The 11,552-nt window shown below is 38.5% G+C and carries 11 protein-coding genes; 7 read left to right on the top strand and 4 right to left on the bottom strand.

Features of this window, described 5'->3' with window-relative positions:
* Positions 1-46: 46 nt before the first annotated feature.
* Both FEE95_RS12135 and FEE95_RS12130 read left to right on the top strand, forming a co-directional pair.
* Positions 47-565, top strand: a complete 519-nt coding sequence (locus FEE95_RS12135) for a hypothetical protein (RefSeq protein ID WP_138658211.1) — start codon at positions 47-49, stop codon at positions 563-565.
* Between the two features lie 103 nt (positions 566-668).
* Entirely contained in the window at positions 669-1,793 is a 1,125-nt protein-coding gene (locus FEE95_RS12130; RefSeq protein WP_138658210.1) for a TlpA disulfide reductase family protein, read from the top strand.
* 72 nt (positions 1,794-1,865) lie between these two features.
* Here FEE95_RS12130 and FEE95_RS12125 read toward each other — a convergent pair whose 3' ends face one another.
* Together FEE95_RS12125 and FEE95_RS12120 are read right to left on the bottom strand one after the other, a co-directional pair.
* A complete protein-coding gene (locus FEE95_RS12125) occupies positions 1,866-3,503 on the bottom strand; it encodes an LVIVD repeat-containing protein (protein WP_138658209.1) in 1,638 nt (545 codons plus the stop codon).
* A 147-nt stretch (positions 3,504-3,650) separates the two neighbouring features.
* Positions 3,651-4,298, bottom strand: a complete 648-nt coding sequence (locus FEE95_RS12120) for a rhomboid family intramembrane serine protease (RefSeq protein ID WP_138658208.1) — start codon at positions 4,296-4,298, stop codon at positions 3,651-3,653.
* Positions 4,299-4,358: 60 nt separating this feature from the next.
* Between FEE95_RS12120 and FEE95_RS12115 the strand changes: the two genes are divergently transcribed.
* The gene (locus FEE95_RS12115; protein ID WP_138658207.1) at positions 4,359-5,246 is read left to right on the top strand and encodes a lysophospholipid acyltransferase family protein; all 888 of its coding nucleotides are present in this window, start codon (positions 4,359-4,361) and stop codon (positions 5,244-5,246) included.
* Positions 5,247-5,268: 22 nt separating this feature from the next.
* Here FEE95_RS12115 and glmM read toward each other — a convergent pair whose 3' ends face one another.
* Complete coding sequence (gene glmM / locus FEE95_RS12110; protein ID WP_138658206.1) at positions 5,269-6,657, bottom strand: phosphoglucosamine mutase; 1,389 nt, start codon at positions 6,655-6,657, stop codon at positions 5,269-5,271.
* Positions 6,658-6,751: 94 nt separating this feature from the next.
* Here glmM and FEE95_RS12105 point away from each other — a divergent pair, with 94 nt between their 5' ends.
* The 4 genes from FEE95_RS12105 to FEE95_RS12090 all read left to right on the top strand — a co-directional run bounded on the left by FEE95_RS12105 (position 6,752) and on the right by FEE95_RS12090 (position 10,470).
* On the top strand, positions 6,752-7,336 hold the full coding sequence (locus FEE95_RS12105) for an acyl carrier protein phosphodiesterase (protein WP_138658205.1): 585 nt from the start codon (positions 6,752-6,754) through the stop codon (positions 7,334-7,336).
* Between the two features lie 42 nt (positions 7,337-7,378).
* Positions 7,379-9,064, top strand: a complete 1,686-nt coding sequence (gene ggt / locus FEE95_RS12100) for a gamma-glutamyltransferase (protein WP_138658204.1) — start codon at positions 7,379-7,381, stop codon at positions 9,062-9,064.
* Between the two features lie 28 nt (positions 9,065-9,092).
* Positions 9,093-9,806, top strand: coding sequence for a hypothetical protein (locus tag FEE95_RS12095; RefSeq protein WP_138658203.1), 714 nt, complete (start codon positions 9,093-9,095; stop codon positions 9,804-9,806).
* 67 nt (positions 9,807-9,873) lie between these two features.
* Positions 9,874-10,470, top strand: coding sequence for an LURP-one-related/scramblase family protein (locus FEE95_RS12090; RefSeq protein ID WP_138658202.1), 597 nt, complete (start codon positions 9,874-9,876; stop codon positions 10,468-10,470).
* On the opposite strand, the gene FEE95_RS12085 is transcribed toward FEE95_RS12090, so the two are convergent.
* Positions 10,467-11,540: a transporter substrate-binding domain-containing protein gene (locus tag FEE95_RS12085; RefSeq protein ID WP_138658201.1), complete on the bottom strand. Its 1,074-nt coding sequence runs from the start codon at positions 11,538-11,540 to the stop codon at positions 10,467-10,469. The two genes, FEE95_RS12090 and FEE95_RS12085, sit on opposite strands and share 4 nt — an antisense overlap.
* Between the last annotated feature and the right edge of the window lie 12 nt (positions 11,541-11,552).

Genomic DNA, 11,552 nt, shown 5'->3' with positions numbered 1-11,552 from the left:
ATATAAAGAGCCAAATTGAAAACTAGAACTTAATCCAAAGAACATTATGAAAATCACAAAATTATTTGTCCTGGCCATTTTTCTAATTTCAACTTCATTAAGCGCACAAGAAATTTCAAATCACGCCTTTGGTCTTCGACTAGGAGATAGTGATGGATTCGGAGCCGAATTCTCTTACCAAAAGTCACTTGGAAGGTATACCCGTGCAGAAATCGATTTTGGATATCGTGATAGTCGTGAGTATGACGCCTTCAAGGCTGTTGCTCTTTTTCAATGGGTTGGAAATATCAGTGGCGGTTTTAACTGGTACTATGGATTTGGAGGAGGCGCTGGTACTGCAAAATTTGAACCAGGACCCGACCCTAATAATTCAAACATTATTATACAACCTGATGGCGGACTCTTTGTATTGGCGTCAGGAGATGTGGGTGTAGAATTTAATTTTGACAATTTGCCCCTCTTGATTTCTCTAGACATTCGTCCTGAAATAGGAGTCTTGGGATATGGTAGCTTTGATGATAGATTCGACTTTGATGTTGGACTTGGCATACGCTACCAGTTCTAATAGGAGTAAATAAAATCTTTAGTAAGCCCTTCGCCAATTTAGATGAAGGGCTTTTTTTGTCCTAGTATTAATACCTACATTTGCTTTTAAATTAAGAAAAACCATGAAAAAAATTATTTTATCCTTTAGTATTTTGATTGCCTTGGTTGCTTGTAATCAAAATCCTGACGGTTATACTATTGAAGGAACTTTGGCAGGAGAGTTGGAAAATGGCACAAAAGTCTTTCTTAAAAAACAAGGGGAAAACAGACAACCTGTTGACGTGGATACTACAGAAATACAAGATGGTAAGTTTGTATTCACCGGTCAGGCCGGAATTCCAGAAGTGAATTACATCTTCATAGATAAGATACAGGGTTATAGAGCGGTTGTAATTGAGAACGGTGAAATTGAAATAACCGGACAAAAAGATAGCTTGGGCTTAGCGAAGGTCAAGGGCACTCTTCAGAACGATTTTTTCACTGCATATATGAAAAAAGCTCGGTCCATGTCAAAGCAGGCCATGGCTATTCAAAAAGATATGCAGGCCGCAAGTGGAAATGAGACCGCCTTGGCTTCGCTCCGTGATGAAATGAATGACTTTCAAGAAGAGGCAAAAACCTTTGAGAGCGATTTCATTAAGGCAAATCCAAACGCATTGATTTCCGTTTTACTATTGGATAATGCAATTGCCAGCAGAACTATTGAGGCTGAAGAAGTACAAGGCATTTTCGATTCCTTCACCCCAGAAATGAAGGAAACAGCTGCTGCAAAAAGGATTGCTGAACAGCTCGATGCAATAAACAAGAAAGCTGAAAAGGCAAAGTCAACTAAAGTCGGTGTAAAAGCTCCTGAGTTTACGGCACCAGGAGTAAATGGAGAGCAGCTTGCGCTTAAAGATATGTTGGGTAAAGTAACTTTGGTTGATTTTTGGGCAGCGTGGTGCAAACCTTGTCGCAGAGAAAACCCAAATGTGGTTGCGGTTTATAAAAAATATCATGACAAAGGATTGAACATTGTTGGGGTTTCTTTGGATAGAAGAGCAGAAGATTGGAAGAAGGCCATTGCAGATGATGGTCTCAATTGGAATCATGTTTCGCATGTACAATACTTCAACGACCCAATTGCCCAATTATATAATGTAGATGCCATTCCGGCAGCATTTCTTTTAGATGAAAACGGTATTATCGTGGCAAAAAACTTAAGAGGATCAGCTTTGGAAGATAAGGTTGCTGAACTACTCAATTAGGCAAAAGTGAATAGAAAAGTAAAGCCCTGATGAATATTCATCAGGGCTTTTTGTTTATATCTGAGATTTGGTTTAGAATTTATTTCGAACATCGTCAAAAGTACCGATAACTTCAGCTGTTGAAGCTTTTTTTACTTCCCCAAAAATGTTAACAACCGAGTCACTACCTAAGAATTCAATAGTAGCGCCGTCGTTCAAGACTAAGTCTCCGTAAATCGTTAAATTACCTTCGACTCGAAAAATACCATTCTCATTAACCTTAATATCTTTTCTCTTATTATTTCTACCAACTACGTAAGTACCGTTCATAGAGAAAGAGGCATTATCGTTAATATTTGTGTCATTGCTTACGGTCCATGAACCACACAAAAGTAGTTCACCGCTTACATTTACACTATTGAATCTTTTCGAACCTCTGTACGCCAGGTTTTCACCTTCATTGACATTCAAGTTTCGTTGACCACTATAAACTGGTATATCAGCACAACTTGCCTCAAGACTGTCACTTGGTCTATTCAATTTTATAATTTGCAAGCCTGATTTACCAGAGGCTGCAAAGATGTAATCGCCTTTAGACGCAACAAAATTTGTTGAACCAGATAGTTCGATAATTCCAACTAAGTCCGTATTGTCGCCTTGGTCTTCCGATAAACAAAGTCCTGCACCACCATTCGCCATCAAAAGAACATTTTCATTTTTAGCTACGGCATTAGTTACAACGTTAGCCGGGTCCACCCCTTCAGGGTTGATTAAAATGGGAACATATTCAATTAAATTTCCTGTACTCATATTGTAAATACCTGCTCCTCGAGAGCCCTCGGCAACTACAATATTCTCTCCAGAGAAGTCTATTGTTCGTTTACTAAAGTCTCCAAAATCAGAGCTTATAGAAATTTCCTTAGTAGTATTGAAATTACTATCCAAGATGCTTACACCTTCGGCAGCATTCAAAACGGCAATAGTACTTCCATTGATGGCTATAGACCTTAAATCAGCAAATGGAGCCTCGTTGATAGCGCTTAAATCATTTTTTGAATATGATTTAAGGAAACCATCTTTACCGCTGGTAACTAAGATTGAATTGGACGTTGTTTTTACATCCGTCGCATTAAATCCTTCCTGAAAACCATAGGTAATGTTACTGAGGTCAAACCTTCCACCAGAAACGGGAATCTTTCCTACGAAAGAGTTAAAGTCAATGGTCGCAGATTTCTCAGAATCGAATCCACCCACTGCATAAACATATCCGTTCTCATACTTAACAGAATTGATATCAGCATTTGTATAATATATACGGCTTGTGATTCTTGGATTAGTTGGGTCGCTGACATTTATAATATCAATAGCACCAGAGTAACCGTCCTCGACAGTATTATAAGCCACATAGGCATAATCATCAACTAAGTCTACATGGGCTGCGGTTAGGTTTTCTGCACCGCTACGTGAAGGTGCTGCAACTTGCGCAACTAAAGTTAAAGGGTAATCACCGGCAAGTTGGTCTTCATCATTCTTTGAAGACCTTCCAGAAAGTGTGGCTTCTTCTGTAATATCAATCACACCGGCATTATCATAAACAATACTACTTTCGAGTACGGCTTGACTACTTTCTAATAAAACATCGCTTTGAGGATCGCTGTAAATCGTAGTTTCATCACTACATGACACAGCAAAAAAGAATACGGCCAGAGCCGTTAGGGAGACTTTTTTCATTGGATAAATAGGTTAATACAATTAGATTTGGGACTAACTGAACGACAAAATTAAAAAAAGTGTATATTTTCCTACAATATTTTCGATGAAATGCAGATTTCCCTGTCTTTCTATAGGGATTCCAAAGATTGGAGGTATAAATTTGGATTATATTTTCCCCATTTTTTCCATGACGAATAATATGATAATTGGAATGGCTAGAAGAATAACCATGAGTGTAGACGTAAATATTAAATCAGTATCGAACAACAGGGTCGCGGCATAGCCTCCTACCGCACCACCAAAATGTGCGGTATGACCAATATTGCCCAAACGTTTTTTCATTCCATAAATAGAATACAACAAATATCCTATACCAAGAACATATGCCGGAATAGGAATAGCGAAGTAGAGTAATAATTCCATTCCAGGTCTTAATAAAATGGCCGAATATAATATTCCGGTAACAGCCCCACTTGCACCCACTGCGCTATAATACGGTTCATCTTTATGAAAGAAAAGTGCTAATAAACTACCAGCAATAAGGCTAACAAAATAAATAATAAGAAATTTGCTGGGGCCAAAACCTCTAATAACTTCATCTGCAAAGAAATAAAGTGTAAGCATATTGAAAAGCAAATGCGTCATATCAACATGCAAAAATCCAGAACTAAGTATCCGCTCTTTTTGTCCAGAATTTATAGGTGCTACCTGAAATTTATAACGATCAAAAAAAACATTGTCATTAAAACCTTTAAAAGAGATAAGAACATTCGCCCCTATTATTATTAAAGTCACTAAGTCAATTCCTCCCATTAAAATATCTTATTCGGTTTGGAGTCAAATATAGCTATATTTGTGGCATTAATTTTTTGCATGCAGTTACTCGTTTTTATTTTAGTTTACCCTGCACTTTGGTTGATTTCGATACTTCCCTACCGCGCATTTTACTTTTTCTCTGATTTCGTGTTTTTTTTGGTTTTTCGCGTTGTTGGTTATCGAAAAAAAGTAGTCTATGATAACCTGAAACTGGTTTTCCCAGAAAAACCTGAAAAAGAAATCAAACGTATTCAAAGGGATTTCTTTCAACATATGTGTGATACGTTTCTAGAAATGGTAAAAACCATGAACCTTTCAAAAGAGGATGTCAAAAAGAGATACCATATCAAAAATGTAGAGCTCATTCAGGAAATTGAAAAAGAGAAGAGTATTTTGGTGCCCTGTTCCCATTATGCAAATTGGGAATGGAATGTTAGTTTAAATCTTTATGTCAAAAGCAAGGGTTATGCAGTTTACCAACGTGTTGCAAATAAATACTTTGACAAATTGGTTAAAGATTTTAGGTCGCGATGGAATACGACGCTAATCACTACGCACGAAACTGTAAAAACGGTAATGCGGAACCAAAAGAGTGGTACTAAAGCAATCTACGGAATGGTCAGCGACCAATCGCCTATGGTCATTCACGCGCATTATTGGGATAAGTTCATGGGCATAACGGTGCCTATTTACAACGGCACGGAAGTACTTGCCCGAAAATTAGATTTGGCTGTCGTTTTTCTTAAAGTATCAAAAGTTAAGCGGGGTTATTATGAGGCGGAGTTCATTCCAATCACCTTTTCGGGCAAGAATACCGAACCCAATGAAATAACGAAAAAATTTCTTGACCTAGCCGAGCAACAGATTTATGAAAAACCAGAACACTACTTATGGAGTCATAAGCGATGGAAACATCGTGATAAGGTTCCGTCAGAGTTTCAATAATATTGGCTCATTACTCCAAAAATTAAATTCCAGCAACTTCTTTGATTTCCCCAATAATTCTATCTGCAAGTTCGTCAGCTTCCGATTGACTTTTTGCTTCCGTATAAATTCGAATAATAGGTTCTGTATTTGATTTACGGAGGTGCACCCAGTTTTCAGGAAAGTCGATTTTCACACCATCAATAGTTGAAATGTCTTCGTTCTGGTATTTCCCTGCCATGGCTTTTAGAATTCCATCGACATCCAATTCTGGAGTTAATTGAATTTTCTTTTTGCTCATAAAATAAGACGGATAACTCGCGCGAAGTTCGGCTACAGTTCCTCCCTTTTCGGCCATCAACATCAAAAACAAAGCTGTACCAACCAGAGAATCACGTCCGTAATGGCTTTCAGGATAGATAATACCACCGTTTCCTTCTCCACCAATCACAGCATTATTGGCTTTCATCTTGGTAACCACATTCACCTCACCTACTGCCGCGGCTTCATATGTTCCTCCATGCTTTTCTGAAATATCACGTAACGCTCTTGAAGAAGATAGATTAGAAACCGTATTTCCTTTTGTTTTACCTAATACATAATCTGCACAGGCAACTAAAGTGTACTCTTCTCCGAACATTTCTCCGTCATTGCTGATAAATGCCAAGCGGTCAACATCAGGATCTACAACAATTCCGAAATCTGCTTTTTCTTTGAGCACCAAATCGCAAATATCGCCGAGGTGTTCTTTCAATGGCTCAGGGTTATGCGGAAAGTGTCCTGTTGGTTCGCAATACAATTTGATGACTTCTACTCCTAATTGTTCCAAGAGTGCGGGAATAGCGATACCTCCAGTAGAGTTCACTCCGTCTACAACCACTTTGAATTTTGCCTTTCGAATGGTATCCGCATCCACTAGAGACAAATTCAATACTTCATCAATATGAATATCAATATAGGCGTCATTTTTGGTAACACTGCCTAAGTCATCTACTTCAGCAAAGTTGAAATCATCCTTTTCGGCGATCTCTAATATCAACGCTCCTTCGGCTGCATTCAAAAACTCTCCTTTTTCATTCAACAACTTTAGGGCGTTCCATTGTTTTGGATTATGACTTGCAGTCAAAATAATTCCCCCATCAGCCTTCTCTAAAGGAACGGCGATTTCAACCGTTGGTGTTGTTGAGAGATCCAAGTCTATGACATCTATTCCAAGTCCTATTAGTGTATTGACTACCAAGTTTTGAATCATCGCGCCTGATAATCGGGCATCACGACCTATAACAACTTTTAGTTTCTCTTTTTTGGAATAGCCTATTAACCAAACTCCATATGCAGCTGCAAATTTAACAGCATCAATTGGTGTTAAATTTTCTCCTGGCGCGCCACCAATCGTTCCTCGTATTCCTGAAATAGATTTTATTAATGTCATAAGTCTTAAAAAGTTTTTGCAAATATAAACGTATCAACTTTAAACCTATTATGCTTCTTTGTAAATTCGGGGTTAAGACTTTTCATCACTATTTATGAACTTTTTGGCACATATTTATTTATCCTTCGAAGATGATGAAATTACCATTGGGAATTTTATTGCTGATAGCATTCGAGGAAATAAATTCAAGCATTTGCCTGAACGGGTACAAAAGGGAATTAAATTGCACCGACACATAGATTCATTCACCGACGCGCATCCCACGGTGCGGAAAAGCACCAAACGTTTGCATAAAAATTACAGTCATTATAGCGGTATCATTGTAGATATCTTTTACGACCACTATTTGGCAAAAAATTGGAAGTCATATTCAGATACCCCTTTGGATATTTTTGTGGATAATTTCTATGATTTATTAGAAGACAACTATGAAATTCTCCCTGCTGGGGTGCATCGCATGATGCCCTATATGATTGCTGACAATTGGATTCTAAACTATGCCAAAATGGAAGGAATTGGGAAAGTTCTAAATGGAATGAACCGTAGAACCAAAAACAAATCAAAAATGAACTTTGCTATTCTTGACTTAGAAGAGCATTATGAAAAATTTGAAAATGAATTCACCTCTTTTTTTGAAGAATTGACTGCCTATTCAAAGCAAAAATTTAGTTCACTTTGACCTAGTAAAGATATTTAATACAACGTAAAACAAACGATATCAATGAAAAAAATTATTGTCCCCCTATTCGCAATTCTTCTATTTATTAATTGTAGAAAACAACCTGCTGCGCCAACCGGATTAGTGACTGAAAAAGCAATGGTGGTATCAGCTCGGGAAGAGGCCTCAAAAATTGGAGTAGAAATTATGAAAAAGGGCGGGAATGCCTTTGACGCAATGGTTGCCACAGAAATGGCATTGGTAGTCGCCTATCCATTCGCAGGAAATTTAGGCGGCGGTGGCTTTATGGTCTATCGCAAAGCAGATGGCGATGTTGGCGGATTAGACTACCGAGAAAAAGCGCCATTATCAGGCCATAAAGACATGTATTTAGACTCCCTTGGGAATGTGATTCCCGGAATGAGTACTCAAGGAGCTACTGCGGTTGGAGTTCCCGGTACGGTTGCCGGAATCATTGAAGTCCATAAAAAATTTGGAAAGTTATCCTTAGAGGAAATCTTTGAACCAGTAATCGCCCTAGCGGAAAACGGCATCGTTGTAACCGAAAACCAGGAGAAAAGATTGTCAAGTCAACGCGATAAATTCATTGAAATAAATGGTGATAGCACCTTCTTTGCAACCGAATTCAAAGCGGGTGACATGATTAAATATCCAGCCCTTGCCAAGACCATGCGGAGTATTGCCAAAAATGGCCGTGACGGATTCTATAAAGGTGAAGTAGCCAAGAAATTAGCTACATTCATTCAAGAAAATGGAGGATTCGTTACTGAAGAAGATCTAGCCAAATATGAAGCCAAATGGCGTCAACCTGTCATTTTCAACTACAAAGATTTGCGCATTGTTTCTATGAGTCCGCCAAGTAGCGGAGGCGTTACCATCAATCAAATTTTCAAAATGATGGAGTCTCATGATGTCGCTTCCTACGGACATAATTCTGCTAAAACCGTTCAATTATTCACAGAGGCTTCTCGGCGAGCCTATGCGGATCGGAACTATTATTTGGGGGATCCTGATTTTGTTGATATTCCATTGGATGTACTTTTAAGTGACGGGTATCTAACAGAGCGTATGGCCAATTTCTCATGGGATAAAGCTACGAAGTCCTCAGAGGTAGAGCGTGGCAATGTTGAAATAGTGGAAAGCATGGAAACCACCCACTACTCCATTGTTGATGATGAAGGAAATGCAGTTTCTGTTACAACCACTTTGAATGGAGCCTATGGTTCTAAGTTGTATTCAGACGAGTTAGGATTTTTTCTGAATAATGAGATGGATGATTTTAGTGCCAAGCCTGGCGTTCCAAATATGTTTGGACTAATCGGTGCACAAGCGAATAGCATTGCCCCAGAGAAAAGAATGTTAAGCAGCATGACTCCAACCATTGTTGAAAAGGATGGTAAACTATGGATGGTCGTAGGTACACCCGGCGGATCTACTATTATAACAGCGGTAGCGCAAACTATCCTAAATGGATATGAGTTTAATATGAGCATGCAAGATGCCGTGAATGCCCCACGTTTTCATCACCAGTGGCTACCAGATATGGTGATTTTCGAACCTGAAGGATTTTCGGCAGAGTTAAAAGAAACACTTTCCAAGAAAGGATATATCGTTAATGAAGAAAGAACCCCAATTATTGGAAAAGTTGATGCCATTCGTGTTTTACCTAATGGAAAATTAGAAGGCGGAGCTGATAAAAGAGGCGATGATACGGCCGTGGGCTATTAAACCTTAATTGCTGTAGAAAAATGATACTATGAAAAAATTCCTGAAAATTCTTCTTAGAATAGTTGGAGTACTACTTCTAATGGGGCTCATTGGTTTTGGAATTTTATTTGCAATTTACAACGAACCTATTCCGGAAGGGAAATCAGGGCCAGCGGCTGATGCCTTAGCTGAAAAAATGCTGAAAGCCGTTAATAATGAAGCCTATAAGAATACGAGGCATATAGAATGGTCGTTCTTAGATGGTACACATCGTTATCACTGGGACAAAGAAAACGGAAAAGTTCAAGTAAGATGGGATAATTACGAAGTAAATTTGAATTTAAACAATCCGTCAAAAAGCGAGGTTTTAGAGAATGGTGCTGTCGTAATTGATGATTCGAAAACCGACCTCGTAACAACTGCCGTCAATTACTTCAATAATGATTCCTTTTGGCTCGTTGCTCCATTTAAGGTACTGGACAAGGGAACTGAACGGAGTATTGTTACCTTAGCGGATAGCTCAGAAGCCTTACTTGTAAAATATTCCTCGGGAGGAACCACGCCTGGAGACACCTATCTCTGGAAATTACTCCCTAACGGTTTTCCCCAAAGTTATCAAATGTGGGTGAAAGTAATTCCTATTGGTGGACTGGAAGCTAGCTGGGATGATTGGAAAATTATGGAAAGCGGAGTAGCACTACCAGCAACACACAGAATAGGGTCTATAACCATGGATATGGGAGTTGTTAAAGCATACAACTAAAGTGAATTGCCTTACAATAATATGCTCACCAAACGTTATGTAGTATATCCTACTCATAAACAATAAAATGCAAGAATTTCAATTTCCCCTAGATTTTACTTTCAACATTGGAACACTGTCAAATGATTTTACGGCGGTTGATGCACACCAAAAGACTGTTGCTTACGTCAAGCAAAAACTTTTCAAGTTCAAAGAAGATGTAAGTGTTTTTGAAAACGAAAACAAAACCAAAGTTTTATATAAAATCAAAGCGGATAGATGGATTGATTTTTCCGCCTGTTATTCTTTTTCCGACCCGGAAGGTAAAGAACTAGGGAAAATTGGGCGAAAAGGCTGGGCTTCTCTTTGGAAAGCACATTACGAAATCTTTGACAAAAACCAACAATTGAAATTTACGATCCGCGAGGAAAATGCTTGGGTAAAAGTACTTGACGGACTGGTCGGACAAATTCCGATACTTAATTTATTCACCGGCCTTTTTCTAAATCCTGCTTATATCGTCATCAATAGTAGAAATGAAACTGTAGTGCGATTATCTAAAGAGAAGTCTTTGGTTGGTCGTCGTTTCAAGGTGAGCGAAATCAAAAAACTAGATGGTTTGGATGACGACATTATCATTCTTGGATTGATGATGATGGTCTTGCTGGAAAGACGGAAAGGCTAAATATCTTTTAAGCCAAATTCATTGAGTACCACCTCCCACTCTTGTGTTTCAGTAATTGATAATATTTGTTGCGAAACTTCTTTTTCGATTTCTGCTCGTTTAGTAGATATTCCGAAGGCATAGAATTGTACATCAAACTTCACTGGAAGTACTTGCAGGTTCATCAATTCTTTATCCTCTTGAATTCTATATTTCAAGATAGGTTCATCATACATAAAGGCATTAATCTTCCCATCCTTTAAATCTTTTAGTCCAGCTACGACGCCCGAATATCCATTGATATCCTTGAAGAAGTGTTTGTGCAGATATTCCATTGCTCCAGAATTATCTATGGTACCAACTTTCCGTTCCTTAAAAGCCATGAAACCTTCCGGACTACTACTCAATTGATTTACTGTTAAACTCGAAGCTATGCTTGCCGTTAAACCCGAAATAAATAACAATCCTCCAAACATTAAGACCAAAGCTGTAATCTTTCCCATTTTTGTTTTTGGAGCCTTATCCCCATACCCTACAGTGGTCAAGGTAACTGCAGACCACCACATTCCATCCCAAATACCGCTTCCGCTGTTGCGAAAATGTTCTGGGTTTTGTTTGCGTTCAAAGTACCATCCTAGTAATCCGAACCAAAAAATAATGAACAAGAGCACGGCCAATCCCTTCAAAAAATCCTGATTAAAAAAATTCTTTAGAAAACCTGTCAACTTCTCAAATGTGGTCGCTTCGGAAATAGCAATTGTAGAGTGAGCGGCATAATATGAATTGGTGAATTCAAAAACTTTACTTCGCTCGCTAGTCACAGTTAGTGGATTGATACTTACATCTATTTCCCCACTTTTCAAAGCATCCAACATCTCGCGAAAACCCATAGGAACCAGCTTGTAGTTTAGGTTCAAATCTGCCGCTGTTCGTTCCCATAGCCAAATGTTGATACCTTCCAACAATTCTCCTTCCTGAACTATAAATGGCGGGGCAGTTGTATAGCCAACCAATAAAGTATCTTGTGTGATTTGTGCGTAGAAGGAAAGGCTAAATAGACTTAAAACAATTGCGATAAAAGTTTTCTTCATGGTTTGATTGCC

It is taken from the genome of Maribacter algarum (ex Zhang et al. 2020) (genome assembly GCF_005885635.1).
Taxonomy (GTDB): Bacteria; Bacteroidota; Bacteroidia; order Flavobacteriales; family Flavobacteriaceae; genus Maribacter_C; species Maribacter_C algarum.
Note: the sequence above shows the minus strand (reverse complement) of the source record. Positions and strands in the feature narration are given on the sequence as shown.